At 69.6% G+C, this 14,785-nt stretch carries 14 protein-coding genes; 3 read left to right on the top strand and 11 right to left on the bottom strand.

Annotated elements, in window-relative coordinates; genetic code table 11:
- Nucleotides 1-430: 430 nt before the first annotated feature.
- Both EV648_RS40480 and EV648_RS40475 read right to left on the bottom strand, forming a co-directional pair.
- Nucleotides 431-1,282, bottom strand: a complete 852-nt coding sequence (locus EV648_RS40480; protein ID WP_132301456.1) for a universal stress protein — start codon at nucleotides 1,280-1,282, stop codon at nucleotides 431-433.
- A 166-nt stretch (nucleotides 1,283-1,448) separates the two neighbouring features.
- Nucleotides 1,449-2,309: a universal stress protein gene (locus tag EV648_RS40475; RefSeq protein ID WP_158294209.1), complete on the bottom strand. Its 861-nt coding sequence runs from the start codon at nucleotides 2,307-2,309 to the stop codon at nucleotides 1,449-1,451.
- 364 nt (nucleotides 2,310-2,673) lie between these two features.
- Here EV648_RS40475 and EV648_RS40470 point away from each other — a divergent pair, with 364 nt between their 5' ends.
- The gene (locus EV648_RS40470) at nucleotides 2,674-2,970 is read left to right on the top strand and encodes a putative quinol monooxygenase (protein WP_132301452.1); all 297 of its coding nucleotides are present in this window, start codon (nucleotides 2,674-2,676) and stop codon (nucleotides 2,968-2,970) included.
- Nucleotides 2,971-3,360: 390 nt separating this feature from the next.
- The gene (locus EV648_RS40465; protein ID WP_132301450.1) at nucleotides 3,361-5,016 is read left to right on the top strand and encodes a lytic transglycosylase domain-containing protein; all 1,656 of its coding nucleotides are present in this window, start codon (nucleotides 3,361-3,363) and stop codon (nucleotides 5,014-5,016) included.
- 21 nt (nucleotides 5,017-5,037) lie between these two features.
- Here the strand turns inward: EV648_RS40465 and EV648_RS40460 are convergent, their stop codons facing one another.
- Nucleotides 5,038-6,072: a lysylphosphatidylglycerol synthase transmembrane domain-containing protein gene (locus EV648_RS40460; protein ID WP_132301448.1), complete on the bottom strand. Its 1,035-nt coding sequence runs from the start codon at nucleotides 6,070-6,072 to the stop codon at nucleotides 5,038-5,040.
- Nucleotides 6,073-6,493: 421 nt separating this feature from the next.
- On the opposite strand from EV648_RS40460, the gene EV648_RS40455 reads away from it, so the two are divergent.
- Nucleotides 6,494-7,018 (top strand): DinB family protein, encoded by a 525-nt coding sequence (locus tag EV648_RS40455; RefSeq protein ID WP_132301446.1) that lies wholly within the window; start codon nucleotides 6,494-6,496, stop codon nucleotides 7,016-7,018.
- Nucleotides 7,019-7,033: 15 nt separating this feature from the next.
- Here the strand turns inward: EV648_RS40455 and EV648_RS40450 are convergent, their stop codons facing one another.
- The 8 genes from EV648_RS40450 to EV648_RS40415 form a co-directional block, all read right to left on the bottom strand.
- Nucleotides 7,034-7,423 (bottom strand): FMN-binding protein, encoded by a 390-nt coding sequence (locus EV648_RS40450; RefSeq protein WP_241996095.1) that lies wholly within the window; start codon nucleotides 7,421-7,423, stop codon nucleotides 7,034-7,036.
- Between the two features lie 53 nt (nucleotides 7,424-7,476).
- A complete protein-coding gene (locus EV648_RS40445) occupies nucleotides 7,477-8,013 on the bottom strand; it encodes an FMN-binding protein (RefSeq protein ID WP_241996093.1) in 537 nt (178 codons plus the stop codon).
- 13 nt (nucleotides 8,014-8,026) lie between these two features.
- Entirely contained in the window at nucleotides 8,027-9,448 is a 1,422-nt protein-coding gene (locus EV648_RS40440) for a ferric reductase-like transmembrane domain-containing protein (protein WP_132301444.1), read from the bottom strand.
- 23 nt (nucleotides 9,449-9,471) lie between these two features.
- Nucleotides 9,472-10,704 carry a HAMP domain-containing sensor histidine kinase gene (locus EV648_RS40435; protein ID WP_132301443.1) on the bottom strand — a complete coding sequence of 411 codons (1,233 nt, stop codon included), beginning with the start codon at nucleotides 10,702-10,704 and terminating at the stop codon, nucleotides 9,472-9,474.
- Nucleotides 10,701-11,366, bottom strand: a complete 666-nt coding sequence (locus EV648_RS40430; RefSeq protein WP_132301442.1) for a response regulator transcription factor — start codon at nucleotides 11,364-11,366, stop codon at nucleotides 10,701-10,703. Before EV648_RS40430 ends, EV648_RS40435 begins: the two co-directional genes overlap by 4 nt.
- Nucleotides 11,363-12,136 (bottom strand): FAD:protein FMN transferase, encoded by a 774-nt coding sequence (locus EV648_RS40425; RefSeq protein WP_132301441.1) that lies wholly within the window; start codon nucleotides 12,134-12,136, stop codon nucleotides 11,363-11,365. Before EV648_RS40425 ends, EV648_RS40430 begins: the two co-directional genes overlap by 4 nt.
- An 86-nt stretch (nucleotides 12,137-12,222) precedes the next feature.
- The gene (locus EV648_RS40420; RefSeq protein WP_132301440.1) at nucleotides 12,223-13,848 is read right to left on the bottom strand and encodes an ABC transporter permease; all 1,626 of its coding nucleotides are present in this window, start codon (nucleotides 13,846-13,848) and stop codon (nucleotides 12,223-12,225) included.
- The gene (locus tag EV648_RS40415) at nucleotides 13,845-14,777 is read right to left on the bottom strand and encodes an ABC transporter ATP-binding protein (protein WP_132301439.1); all 933 of its coding nucleotides are present in this window, start codon (nucleotides 14,775-14,777) and stop codon (nucleotides 13,845-13,847) included. Before EV648_RS40415 ends, EV648_RS40420 begins: the two co-directional genes overlap by 4 nt.
- Nucleotides 14,778-14,785 lie beyond the last annotated feature (8 nt).

Raw genomic sequence — 14,785 nt, 5'->3', positions numbered from 1 at the left:
TATCTGATCTTCAGCTCCAGGCCGCGATCGCCGCTGTCCATGCTGAAGCCGAACGTCCGCAGGACACCGACTGGCCACAGATCGTCGCGCTGTACAGGGTATTGTCACACCTCGCGCCCAACCCGATTACAGCCCTCAACGAGGCGGCTGCGGTCGCCATGGTGGATGGGCCCGAGGCCGGTCTCGAACTCTTGCGGCCTCTGAGCAAGGACGCGCGCATTGCCGGACACCACCGACTCGCCGCAGTTCGCGCACACCTACTGGAGTTGACCGCCGACCACCGAGCCGCACGCGAGGCCTACCAGGAGGCCGCCCGAGGTACGACCAGCGTTCCCGAACAGCGCTATCTGGAAGCCCGTGCCGCCCGCCTCACAGCTGAAGTCTCCAGACCTCCCGAGGCGGCTCACTGAGATGGACCGCGACGTCGGCCTCAGTGTTCCTGCGTTGGGCGTACGACGGCGACCGGGCAGCTCGCGTGGTGCAGCAGCCTTTGGCTGACCGAGCCGAGCAACAGACCGGTAACGCCGCCGCGACCGCGGGAGCCGACCACGACCATCGAACTGGTGCTACTGCGTTCCGCCAGTACCGCGGCCGGCCGGCCTGCCACGACCTCGGCCCGGACCCGCACCGCCGGGAACTTGTCCCGGTACGGCGCCACACTCTCGGCCAGCCAGTTCCGCAGAAGTCCTTCGGCACTGTCGATCGGTGCATCGTGACGGCTCTGCGGTTGCCAGCAGTAAACCACCTCCAGCGGGTTGCCTGATCGGGCGGCCGCCTCGAAGCCGAACAGAACAGCAGCTTCGGAATCGGCGGACCCGTCGGCGCCGACCAGCACTGGTCCGGCCGCGTCAAGATCGCGCACCACAACGACCGGGCATGGTGCCTTGGCCGTCACCGCTGTCGCGGTCGAGCCGAGGGCGGCACCGAGCTTGCTGTGCGCCCGCGAGCCCAACACGATCATTTCGGCCTCCGGCGCCTCGGTCAGAATCGCGGCCGCCGCTGACTCTGCGGTGATCCAGCCGGACCCGTTCTCGTAGCCGAGCCGGTCTCGAACGTACTGGATCGCCGCGTCGTGCACGGGCTGGTGCCGGTCCACCTCAGGTGGGGGAATGTAGGCCTCGAAACCGATGCCCGGCCACTGGGCAGTCTGGTCCAGATGCGCGGAGACCACCCGCACGGCGCACCCGCGTGCTCCTGCCTCCTCGACCGCCCAGCGCAGCGCGACCTGGCTCTCCGGGCCGTCATCAACCCCGACCAGGATGAACTTCGGTGCACTCTCCATGATCCGCCCTTTCACTCCGCCAGGTTTCCGGGTGCGCGATCGCAGTACGCGTCAGACTACATTTCATCGCTGCGGGACCACCTGAAGCAGAGCCGAAGGTCCGATCTCGGGGTTCGTGGCCGCCCGGTCGTCGTCGCGGTCGCCCAGAGCATGGCTGAGCCCCGGATCAGGATGTCTGCTCGGCGTGTACAACGGCGACCGGGCAGGACGCGTGGTGGAGGACTCCGCGGGCGACCGAGCCGAGCAGCATCGCGGTCGTCCGGTGATGGCGACGGCCGCCCACGACCAGGAGCTGGGCGTCACACTGCTCCGCGGCGGTGATGACGCCGTCGACCGCATGGCCGCGGCGGACGTCGACCTCGATGACCAGCTCGGGATACCTCAGTTGCCACTCGCCGGCGACGGCTTCCCCCCGCCGCTGGGCGTTGGCGTCCCCTTCCTGCTCGGCGCGAGCGATCGCGGCCGCGTCCCGGCTGTGGACGCTCGGCAGCTCCCAGACGTGGACCAATCTCAACGGCGCCGCCCGCTCCACCACCGCGGTGACCGCGAACTCGATCGGCCCCTGGTCCGCGTCGGACTCACCCACCGCGACGACGACCGGACCGGAGTGGTCGCCTGGCTTCCACTTGTCCGGAACCACGACCACCGGCACGGTCGCCACGTTGACGACCTCTTCCGCCGTCGAGCCGATGAGCAGTCGCTTGAATGCGCCCGTCCCCCGCCGGCCGACGACGAGCATCGTGCTTCCGGCCGCCGCCTCCACCAGCGTTGTGGCCGGACGGCCGCCCATCAGCTCTGCGTCGTTGTCCAGCCGATCGCGGCCGGCGTCAAGATGCTTCTGGACCTCGTCGACGAGGTCGATCGCCGCCTCGTCCGCGATAGTCGGCTCCGAGTACGGCGCACGACGTACCGTCCGGTCGACCACGTAGACCGCCCGGAGGGGTTCATGCCGAAGGGCTGCTCCTCGCAGCGCCCATTCCAGGGCACCGGAGTGACGCCACGAGCTGTCGATCCCGACGTAGATCACAGGTTTTGTCCTTTCCACTCGGTCTCCGACTCGATCGTCCGGCTGAGCAGGCGGTCCGGGCAAGGGCTGTGGCCCCGACCGACGTGCCGAAGGACCCGGCTGATGGTGACCGACGCCGCTGCACGTCATCCGGGAAGCCGGCTCAGGCGGCCAGTAGCGCCGCTCAGTGGTGGATCGCGGGCCTGGATGGCATCGTTGAGAAGTGGGCGACCTCTTGGGTCTCCTGCCGGCTTGCGGGTAAGGGTGCGCGGCGGTCGCGGTACTGGTGAGGTGGACGCACCGTCGGTGAGACCGACCCGTGGTGAAGCATGACGAGGTCGTGCCCCGGGGTCGGGTCTCGCATATCAGCGACGGGAGACAGCACATGGCCGTACGACTGGGAGTCCTCGCTCTGCTGGAGGCGAAGGCCGGCAAGGGCGATGAGCTCGGGGCTTTCCTGATCGGGGGCCGCGCGCTCGCCGTGGCAGAGGAAGACACGGTGACGTGGTACGCATTCAAGATCGATGACACCCACTACGGCATCTTCGACAGCTTCGAGGCCGAGGCTGGACGCGATGCCCACCTGAACGGGGAGATCCCGAAGGCTCTGGCTCAGGTCGCCGATGACCTGCTCGCCGGCGAACCCGACATCCGGACCGTCGACATCGTCGCGGTGAAGTAGCAGCGCCCGTACGCCGCCCTGATCAGCCCGATCGCGTCGGCGTCGGCCCCGTTCGCCAGGTTCGGGCTAGGCGAGCTCTGGTACCGCCGACGAGTCGAGGGATCGGCCGGCGGCCACGGCGCGGATGACCAGCACGTTCGTCACGACCGGCGGCAGGCACGCCGACTCGATCCGAAGACCCTGACCTTCTCGTGCCGGAGGCCGCGGTGTTCTTCGGGCATTGGATCGGCACCGTGCCCTGGCTGTGGGTCGGCGCAGGAGTCGCCGCGCTCGCACTGGGCATCGCCGGCCGGTCAGCCACGAACCGATCCGGGACGCGGTTCGCCCCGAACGCCTGGGCAAGCCCTGGGGGACTGCACTGCGACGGCGGATCGGCGGAGGGATCGGATCATGCGTATGCCCGGACTGCACAAGCTCATCAAGCGACACGGGCGACGACACCCAGGACGGCATCGCCGCGGCCGGCCGGCGACCCACAGTCGCTACCAGCTGGCCGGGGCGGTCGCCGCCGTGGTCACTCTCGGAGCGTTGGCCTCCGCGCCGTTCCCCGACCGTCCGGCGACTCGCGGGTACGACGCGGCCGGGGCGGCGGAGGCACCAGCCGCCGATCCGTTCATCGAGGACGAGGTGCTGGACGAATTCGTCGCGCCGGATCAGCTGGAAGCGGTCCCCGTCGGGCCCGATCGGGTGGCGAAACCGGTGCAGATGGTGCTCTCGGGTGCGCCCGTGATCAGGACGCTCGGCGAGAGCGGGATCCCCGTCGTCGCCTTGCGGGCGTACAAGCAGGCCGAGGCGCGGTTGGCAGTCAGCGACCCCGGCTGCGATGTGCCGTGGACGCTGCTCGCTGCGATCGGACGGGTGGAGTCCAACCACGGCCGGTTCGGTGGCGCCCAGCTGCGCGAGGACGGCTCGGCCACCCGGCGGATCCGCGGCATCCCACTCGACGGCCGGCCGAACGTCGCACTGATCCGCGACTCCGACGGCGGCGCGCTCGACGGGGACACCGTGTACGACCGCGCGGTCGGCCCGATGCAGTTCATCCCGTCGACCTGGCGCGCGGTGAACGCGGACGGCAACGGCGACGGGTTCGGCGACCCGAACAACATGTTCGACGCCGCGCAGGGCGCCGCCCAGTACTTGTGCACCGGTACGTCGAACCTCCGCAATCTGGCCCAGGCCGCGCAGGCGGTACGCCGCTACAACAACGCCGACTCTTACGTCCGGGTAGTGCTCGCGCTGGCCCGTATGTACCAGGCCGGCCGTGTGGTCGGTCTCCCGTCAACCGGCGACCAACTCCCTGACGAGCCCACCGATCCAGCAGCGGTGCGCCCCTGGCCTACCGACCCACCGCCGGCGGTGCGGCCCTGGACTACCAACCCGCCGCCGGACGGCACAGCGCTCGCCAAGCCCGCCCCAGCACAACGGACCGAACCTGCGACACCACCACGAGCAGCGACCCGGCCGCAGACGACGACGCCACCGCCGAACAGGCCGAACCCGCCCTCCCCCCGACCCGCCAAGCCCGTCGCCCCTGAACCATCCGCGACCAAGACCTCCGAGCCGGCACCGTCCGAGCCAAAGGCATCCGAGCCCAAACCGTCGAAGCCCAAGCCGACGCAGCCGTCCGAGCCCGAGGTGGCCCAGCCCTCCGACCCCGAGCCGGCCACGAAACCTACGCCGTCCGACCCGGACTCGACGCGACCGTCCGAGCCGGAACCCTCCGAGCCGACGGCGACCGAGCCCCGACCGTCGGAGTCCGACTCGCCCACTCCGGCACCGTCTGCCGAACCCACTCGGGCGCAGCATCCGACCACGGCCGCAGTCGGCTGGGCTCCGGCCATGCGCCAAGTAGTCGGCCGTGCCCTGGCCAAACCTGCCTGCCCCCAAACCCCCACTCCCCAACCGGAGCAGCGATCCGAGACCTGCCCCGACGACCCCGCGGAGCCGTCCCCAGCTCGGGACGACAAGAACCGGGAACGGTGCACACCGCAGAGCGTGTGCAAGGTCCCGGGTCCCCCGCGTCCGTCGGCCAGATCCGGGCGTTGACCACCCGCGCTGCGGCTGCGCTCATTTAGAACGGGTGAGGTTGATCCGCCAACCTGCCCACGCGAGCACACCGACTGGGATGGGGAGCCAGAAGGACACGAGCCGATAGAGCAGCGTGCCGACCGCGGCCGTGGTGGCACTGATCCCGATGAGCACGAGCAGAGCCGTGAGTCCAGACTCGACGAAGCCCAGACCACCTGGAGTGAGCGGCACGATCGCGAGGGCCTGAGCCACGACGTAGGCCAGCAGCACCTCCGACGGGCGGGCGTGCACGCCGAATGCGGCGAGCGCCGCAACCAGCGCGGCGTAGTCGAACATCCGGTTCGCTGCGGCAGCGAAGACAGCACGCCACCAGCGGCCTGCGATGGCACTGGCGATACGGTCGCGCTGCGCGACCAAAGAGGCCCCGACCGAGTCGGCAGTGATGGTGGGCCTGACGAGGTGTCCGAGGTGTCCGCTGATACGCCCAGCGGCGACCACGAAGCCGGTCCAGGTGAGTGCGGTCACACCAACACCCACGATGACCACAGCGATGATCAGCGAGACCAGGAGGCCGAGTTGGAGCTGCCGGGCAGGCGGCGGACCGATGATGAGAGCCGGCACGGTGATGACGGGAAGCAACATGAGGACCGCGGTCGTCAACAGCCCGACCGCGGCGAGGGTCGAAGCCACCACCGGTGCGGGTTGGCCGGCCTGGATCAGCACACGCGCCTGGACCACACCGCCGGCGGCCGGACCCCCCGGCACGACTTTGCTGGCCGCATTGCCGGCCAGTTGCGCCGAGGCCACCGTGCCCCAGCGAGGCGGAGGCACGCCGGCGGCCTCATCAGCGGGGGCAAGCGCCAGACGGGTCAGCCACCACAGCGACGCCAGGCTGCACGTCTCCAGCGCCACCAGGACCAGGAACCACCACGGCTGGACATCCCGCAGCCTCGGCCAGGAGCCGAAAATGGAGAGCAGGCTCGGCGCGACGATGTAAAGGCCGATCCCGGTCATCGCCAGACCGACCGCGCGTCCACCCCACCGTCGTACGAGCGTCCTGTCCCACCGCCGCATGGCTCTCCGCCCGTCGGTCCCGCCCACCCGATACGGAGGTAGGCCCGGCCATATCCGTGCCACTCGAGCATAAGTGTCGCGCGGACGTCGGTGTTCATGACGGCAAACGAAGTCTGGAACGGCCCCGCTGGCGGCGCGACCTCGCGGTACGGCGTGGTCGCGATCTCGTCACCGACCGGTTCGCTTGCTCTCGGTGAGTTGAGCGGAACGGCCCGCCGATTGCTGACAGGAACTGCATGTGGCATGGGTCACAGAACGGCAGGAACGCGTGATCGGTCGGCGGCGCCAGCAGACGTGTGGGGGCGGGCACGGCGGCAACCGGTCCCAGGTCGAGCCGGGGACCGTCTGGCAAAACTTGATTGCCGACCTGCGGGCACGCTGAGGACGACGCAACCGGCTCGGGCGGCGTCCACTATGAAGTGTGGACAGAAGTCTGACCCATGATGAGTTGGAGCAGGCCAGGCTGACCTTTCGCCAACTGGTGGAGCAGGCGAACGAGGCGGACCTGCGGAGGCCATCGAACGGCACCCGCTGGAACAATCGTCAACTGCTCTTCCACATGCTGCTGGGGTACTTGATCATCCGGGCCTTGCTGAGACTGGTTCGTGTCTTCGGTCGGCTGCCTCAGGGGTTCAGTCGCGGCTTTGCGCGGTTGCTGAATGCCGCGACCAGGCCGTTCGATGCAGTCAACTTCCTGGGCTCTTACCTCGGCGGGAACACCCTGAGTCCGGACCGCATGACGACGATGTTCGACCGTGTCATCGCCAAACTGCATCAGCGGCTGGATGCCGAGTCCGAAGCTGATCTCGCGCGTGGCATGCACTACCCGACCCGGTGGGATCCGTTCTTCAAGGACTACATGACGTTGGCTGACGTTTACCGCTTCCCCACCCAGCACTTCCACTTCCATCGCCGCCAACTCACCTTGGCCGAACCCTCCACGTAGTTCTTGGAGGGGGCTTCAGCCCTGCAGGTGCGCCGCGTCCAGGGCGGACTGCAGCGAGCGCCGGTACCCGTCCGAGGTGAACGTCGCGCCCGACACGGTGTCGATCTGCGCGCTCTGCGCGACGATCGCCTCCCGCTCCAACCGCGGGAGCGCGAACGAGCTGATCTCCTGGTCGCGTCCTCCCGACGACGGATAGGCGAGCGCGGTCACAGCGACCAGGCGGTGCGATCGGATCGCGACCTGGACCTGCACCGGGCCGTACCGGGTGCCGGCAGAGCTTCCGTTCACCGTCACCTCGCCGCTCGCCGGTGCCGTGCTCACGATCCCCGGCCTGGCCGCAGTCGCCGTCGGCGAGTCGGTGCGATTGGTACTGGTCGGGTAGAGGAAGAGCAAGCCGAGCAACACTCCAGTAGCTCCGACCACCGCGGCATTGCGTCGAAGCCGCGCTGTGTGGCTCCTCATCGCGCGCCGGCCCGATGGGCCGCATCGAGCGCCGATTGCAGCGACTGCCGGTATCCATCGGACGTGAAGGTGGCTCCGGACACGGTGTCTAACCGCGCGCTCTGGGCGGCAAGAGTCTCCTGGTCCAGTTGTGGGACTGCATAGCTGTTGATCGCGTCGGTCTGCCCGTCCCCGCTCGGCCGGGCCAGCGCACGGGCACGGGCGATCCGCCCACTCCGCAGGCTGATCTCGACCTGCACCGGCCCGTACTCAGTCCGGACCACATCACCGGCGACGGTCACGGACCCGGACTTCGAGGGGTTCGGGCGCGCTGCTGCATGGACGGTAGGGCTCGGTCGGCTCGGCAGTGGTGTCGGGGCGCCGGACCGATCCGGAGATGGCGACGTCGGGCGAGCGGGCACCTTCAGGGGTCGCCCGGCCTGCACCGACGACACGACGTCGGTTGCCGGGTGCGGCTGGGCGCTCGCCCGCACCGCGAGGCCGACGACCGCCACGGTAGCGGTCACCATGACCAGTTTGATTCCGCGCCTCACGCACGTGCTCCTCTCACCATGAGAACCGCTCCTGATGCAGCTGGTTCGGCGGAAGACCGCTTCCTGCAGCCGCCACGCACACCGCGTCCATCCACCGATCGGGTCCGCAGACGTACACGTCGTACTGGCTGATGTCCGGGACGAGCGCCCGCATCGCGTCCTCGTCGGTCCAGGCCGCGGCGGTCTCCGGCAGCCACGACTGCCGGGTCCGGATCCGCCTGCCGAGCAGGTAGTGCACGGTGATGCCGCGGCAGCGGGCCAGTTGCTCGAGTTCCCTGTGGAACACCACGTCGTCGGCGTCTTGGGCTCGATAGACGAGGATCGCGTCGCCCGGTCGATACGCGAGTTCCTCCAGCAGCGCCCGCAACGGTGTGATGCCGATGCCGCAGGCGAACATCGCGACCTTGCCGGTGACTCGCCGCTCGCCGGTCAGCCGGCCGTACGGGCCTTCGATCGCGACCTTGGTGCCTGGTCTCAACTCCGCCAGCCGGCTGCTTCCGTCACCGGCCGCCTTGGCGGTCACCCGCAGGAGGTCGGGCGCGGGCGAGGCCGACAACGAGTACGGGTTCCCGCGCGACCATCCCGGACCGTCGAGGAACCGGAAGACGAAGTACTGACCTGCCTGGACCGGCATCCGGTGCAGCCCGCGACCGGCCAGCATGACCGTCACCACGCCGGGACCTTCGCGGATGACCTCTCGGACCGTGAGCCCGTGCCGAAGGGTCCGCCAGAGCGGCAAGGCCGCGCGGTAGACCAGGACCGCGACGAGTGCCACGGCGTACGCGGACCACCAGTACACCCGCGCCACCGGCGAGGTGGCGAAGTCCGCGCCGGTCCAGATCTCATGCGGCACGGACAGCCCCACCCCGACGTACGCGTACAGGTGCAGCAGGTGCCATGACTCGTACCGCAGGGCCCGGCGGGCCGCACGGACCGAGGTGAGGACCACGACCGTCAACGCGAGGCTTCCCGCGACCGCGAGGAGCATTCCGCCGTACGTCGTGACGACACTCCACGTCTCCCGCAGGAGATCGTTGTGGTCCCGGAGCGTGTATCCCCCGAGGATCAGCCCGACGTGGACCATCAGCAGGTTGAACGACCAGAAGCCGACCAGCCGGTGTCTGCGGGCCAACTCGTCCTGACCGTAGCTCCGCTCGATCATCGGCACCCGGGCCATCAGGAACACCTGCACCAGCAACAGGTCCGCGGCCACCAGACCGGACAACCGACCGAGCGACGTCAGCAGATCCGCCGGCCCGGCCCCGAGCAGCTGTACACCCCGCCCGGACAGCCACAGAGCGATCACCAGCAGCACACTGCCCCAGCACAGGACGCCGATGGCGTCGCGCCACCAGACCGGCGTACGACGAGACCGTCGCCGGACATGCGCGATGCGACGCCGGCTCGTCGCCTTCGCCACACCGCGGTTCGTCATGCTACGACGATGACCGCGGATTCTTAGGCCTTCCTTGGACCGGGGCCCTCGATCGACGGCAGGACCAGCTCGAAGGTCGCGCCGACCTCGCTCGGAGCCAGCCGGAGCTGACCACCATGCCGGTTCGCGACATCGTGGGTGAGCGCAAGGCCCAGGCCGTAGTGCGCGCGGCCCGCGCGATGCCCGCCCGTGTCGAAGCGGCGCAGCACCCGCTGTGCCTCCTCCGGCCCGATCCCGGGACCGGTGTCGCTGACTGCCAGGATCACCTCCCGCCGATGCCGCCGTACGGCGATCCGCACCTCGCCGTCTGCCGGCGTGTGGTCGATCGCGTTGTCGACCAGCGCGATCGTCGCGCGGCGGATCGCGCTCGCCGCGCCGAGGACCACCAGGCTGCCCTCGTCCGCATGCCACCGCAGCCGCACGCCGGCCTGCTGGGCATGGGCTCCCGCGCTGTCCGCGACGTCCTCCGCGATCTGGGCGAGATCGACCGGTCCGTGGTCCGCGGCGCCCCGCGGGTCGGCGGCGGCGAGCAGGTCGTCGACGACCTCGCCGAGCCGCTTCGTGTCCTGGACGACGCCGTTGGAGTCGCGCAGGATCTCGTCGCTCGGGCTGCTGCGGCGCAAGGCGCGGTCGAGGACCTGGGCTCGCGTGCTCAGCAACGTCAGTGGCGTGCGCAGCTCGTGGCCCGCATCGGCGACGAACGTCCGTTGCAGGCTGAGCGCCTGGGCCAGCGGCCGGACCGCGCGACGGCCTATCAGGACGCCCAGCAACCCGGCGAAGAACAAGCCGAGTGCGGACGCGAACCCCATGGCTTGGAGCAGCCGGGCGCGCTCCTGGTGAGCCGTGGCCAGATCGAGCACCGCCTGCACAGGCTTGCCGTTGGTGATCCCGGTGGCGATGCGGAACTCACCGTCGTCGTTCTCCACCGTGGTCAGCCGGACCTGTCCGGTGGCACCGGTGCGCGTCGCGGCCAGCTCGGGAAGGAGTTCGTCCGGCAGCCCTGGCGTGACCGTCGTACCGGCTGGGCCTGTCATGGCCAGCCAGGCACCAGCCGGAGGATCGCCGACGTCATCGGCCGTCGCGATCGCTGACCGGAGCAGATCGTCCGCCGCACCTGCTTGGCCGCGGACTACGACGATCGTGACCAGAGCGATCAGCAGCAGCATCGCAACCGCGACCAGAGCCGCAACCTGGGCGGCAACGCTACGAGCGGCTCTGCGGACGAGGACCTCGTCACCGATCGGCCGTCCGCTCATGCACTGCCCAGCCGGTAACCGAGTCCGCGGACAGTACTGATCACTCCACGCCCGAGTTTGCGCCGGCAGTAATGCACATACGTGTCCACCACGGTCTCCGACTCCGCGTCGTCGAACACCCGGTCAAGGAGCTCACCTCGACTGAACACGACACCTGGCCTCGCCGCCAGCAGAGCCAGCAAGGCCGCCTCACGCTCGGACAGCTCCACTCTGCCGCCACCCGTCTGTCGTACTGTGCGGCCGGCGAGATCCAGTGAACCACCCGGAACAGCCAGCTGGCCGGCGTGATCGAGGTGGCGCCGCAGGAGAGCCCTCAGCCGCGCCAGCAACTCCGTGAGCTCGAACGGCTTCGCCAGGTAGTCCTCTGCACCCGCGTCCAGCCCGTCGACCCGATCCTCGGTGCTGTTCCGCGCTGACAGCACCAGGATCGGCGTACTGACACCGCGGCCGCGCAGTCGCGCGATCAGGTCCAGGCCCTCGACGGCGGGCAGACCTCGGTCGACGATCATGGCATCGAACGGCCGGGTCAGCGCGAGGTGCAGTCCGGTGTGACCGTCGCCCGCCCGCGTCACGACGTACCCCTCGTCGGCGAGCACCCGGTCGAGCAAGCCGGCCAGGTCGCCATCGTCCTCGATCAGCAGGACCCGTCTGGACGCAGTCACCCAGCTACCGCCGATGCGCTCGCGGGCCAGCCGGCCGTCGCGAACAGATTGCCGTCAGCAAGGATCCCCAGCCCTTCGTACCCGGGCCGCGCCGCGAGCACCGCCGGCCACTCCTCTCCCGCGACGAACGCGGCGGTCGCGAGGACATCGGCGCACTCCAGCGACGGGCCACTCACCGACACCGACAGCCACCGGGTCACCACCGGGCCACCGGTCCGCGGGTCGTACAGGTGCGCACCTCTGGCCGCCGTACCGCTCGTCGCCACGGCTCCATCGGTCCGGGTCACGCTGGTGACCACCCGCCCGGGATCGCGTGGATCCTGGATCCCGACGGTGAACGGAAGGTTGCTCGCGCACAGCACGAGGACGTCGCCCCCGGCGTTCAGGCACCAGTCCAGGTCAGGGACCTGTCGCAGTCGCTCCCCGGCACGCTCGACCGCCCAGCCTTTCACCAGGCCCGACGGATCCCATCCGCCGTCCGGCAGCTCGGCATCGAACAGTCCGCCGGTCAGCTCACGTGCCCGGGCGCACCGCTCGGCTACCTCCCGTACGACGGAGTCAACGGCGTCCCAGCCCAGCTCTGCGCGCGCCAGCCGACTGACCGCGCTGTCGCTCTGGTACGGCGAGAACAACCGATCGGCCTCGACCAACTCCGCGAAGAGCTCTCGCACCGCCGCGTCCGCCCGTGCGGACTCCGCCTGCTCGCCGCGGGCCAGAACGCTGACCGGCAGACCCATGATCTGCTCGGCCCAGCTCCGCCTCGACACCATGCGGCAACGGTACGCCGCAGCCCGCGTCGCGGACTCCAACGAGGCCGTCGCCGGCCGCCCCGGGCGGGACATGCGCAGCACGCCGGTCAGGCCGGGAGGGTGAGGTTCCTGCGGCGCAGCAACAGGACTGCCGCGGCTGTTAGCAGGCCACAGGCCAGGCACAGACCAAAGATCGGTCCGATGGTGGGGTCGACGGCCGGTGCGTTGGGCACGTGCGTGAAGGGCGACAGGTCCACCAGCCAGGTCGGTAACCCCAGTGAGGGGCCGAACATCGGCCCGGCAAAGACCGAACCAACCACGAGTGCCCAGGACAGACCGACCGACCATCGCGGTAGCAGCATGATCACCGTGACGACCGCGGCTCCCAGGACGCCGATGGCGGGGAGCTGGATCAGTGCCGCCCCGATCAGGTCACGCAGCAGCGATCCGGTGCCGCCGAGCACCTGACCACCGGTGAGGGCCATCGCCACAGCGAAGACCAGGAGCAGCAACACGGACCCGACCAGAGCGTTGACGGCGTACGCTCCCAGCCAGCGAACTCGCGAGACGGCGGTGCCGAGCACCGCCTCCAGTTCGCCCTGCGCCTCGTCATGGTGCAAGCGAAGCAGGAGCGTGACCACGTAGATCGCTACGGCCATTCCGGCCATCTGCATCATCGAGGCCCAATAGGCGCCGAGCAGGTCGACGTCACCGCCGAAGGTGGTGTACCACTCGGTCGCCTCTCCCTCGAGTCCGCCGATCTGATCGCTCAGCGCCCCGAAGACCAGGCCGAACCCGAGCAGGCCGATCACCCAGCCCAGCAGCGCTCCACGCTGCAGCCGCCAGACAAGGCCGGCCGAGCTCAGCAGGGCCGGGCTCGCGTGAGCGGCACCCCTGCGCTCGGGCCACATCCCCCGACCTACGTCGCGCTTGCCGACAAGGACGACGGCCAACGAGCAAAGGGAAGCGAGGACCACAACGGCGAGCCCCAACGGCCACCAGGTGTTGTCCGCGAACGGCCGCAGCTGCTGGCCCCAGCCGATTGGGGAGAGCCAGGCCGGCCAGGCGCTCGTGACCCGGAGCGCGGCGGAGTCCACCGTCCCGAGCATGTTGCCCAGAGCCGCAAGCATGAAGGAGACGCCGAGGCCTGCGCCGGCAAGACCGATCGCTCCGCGCGCAGTCGACGCCAGCTGTGACGTCACGGCAGCGACGCCGGTGAAGGCGACGCCCACCAGGGCAATCGACGCGCCGGCTACCAGAGACCCGGCCGCGGGCTGTCCCGCGACCACCATGCCGAGCCCGAGCAGAACCACCAGCACCACGTTCGCAGCAAGCGCGACGAGGACGGCCGCGGTCAGGGAGGCGTAGCGGCCCACCACGCCGGCGCCCAGCAACTCCTCACGACCGAGCTCCTCGGACTGACGGGTATGCCGGACAACTGCAAGCACGCTCATCATGGCCGCGAGCACGGCCAAGGTGAGAGCATCCCGGTGCAACGTGTAACCCCCGACACTCGAGCCTGTCACCAGGCCAAGCACCCGCATGCCAGGATTCTCGACCACGATCCGGGTGTCCGGCTCCAGGAGTTGGGGGTGCCTCTCGTAGCTGTCCTCGAACATGGCGGTGGTTGCGGCCAGGAACCCAGCCATCCCCAGGATCCAAGCAGGCAGGGTGATCCGGTCACGCCGCAGCGCGAGGCGAACCAGCCGGAACGTGCCGGTGAAGCCGCTCATCGCGCCATCACCGCCTCGGCAGCATCACGGGCAGACACGGCGATGTCCTCGCCGTAGTGCCGCATGAACAGCTCCTCGAGCGTGGGCGGCGACGTGATGATCGACCGCACGTCGAGATCGACCAGGCGCCCGAGCAGGTGGTTCAGCTCGCCCGGGTCGACGCTGAGCTCTGCATGGCGGTCGTGCACTCGGGCGTCGTGCACGCCGGGCCACTGCCCCACAGACCCCAACGGCTTGGCGGTGTCGACCACCACCGACGTACGGGTGAGGTGACGCAGGTCGTCGAACGTGCCGCTCTCGGCCGCACGACCCGCCCGGATGATCGTGACGCGGTCGCACAGCGCTTCCACCTCGGCCAGGATGTGGCTGGAAAGCAGAACGCTCCGTCCGTCGGCACGCAGCTCCTGAACCAGGTCCTGGAACACCGCCTCCATCAGCGGGTCCAGCCCAGAGGTGGGCTCGTCCAACAGGTAGAGCTCCACGTCGGAGGAGAACGCCGCCACCAGGGCGACCTTCTGCCGGTTGCCCTTGGAGTAGGCCCGGATCTTCTTGGTCGGGTCGAGCTGGAGGCGCTCGAGCAGCTCCTCGCGGCGATGCGGGTCCAGCCCGCCCCGCAAGTCGCCCAGCACGTCGATCACCTCGCCGCCGGTCAGGTTAGGCCACAGGTTCACCTCACCGGGGACGTAGGCAAGACGCCGATGCAGCCCCGCCGCGCCGTGCCATGGGTCACCACCGAGCAGGGCGACGTGCCCGTCGTCGGCGCGCAACAGCCCGAGCAGAACGCGGATCGTGGTCGTCTTCCCAGCACCGTTCGGCCCGAGGAAGCCGTGCACCTCCCCCGTCTCGACCTGCAGCTCCAGGCCGTCGAGAGCGCGGGTCCTGGGACCGAAGTCCTTCACCAGTCCGGAAACCGCTATGGCAGTCGTCATTGAAACCA

The organism is Kribbella sp. VKM Ac-2568, assembly GCF_004345365.1.
Classification (GTDB): domain Bacteria; phylum Actinomycetota; class Actinomycetes; order Propionibacteriales; family Kribbellaceae; genus Kribbella; species Kribbella orskensis.
Note: the sequence above shows the minus strand (reverse complement) of the source record. Positions and strands in the feature narration are given on the sequence as shown.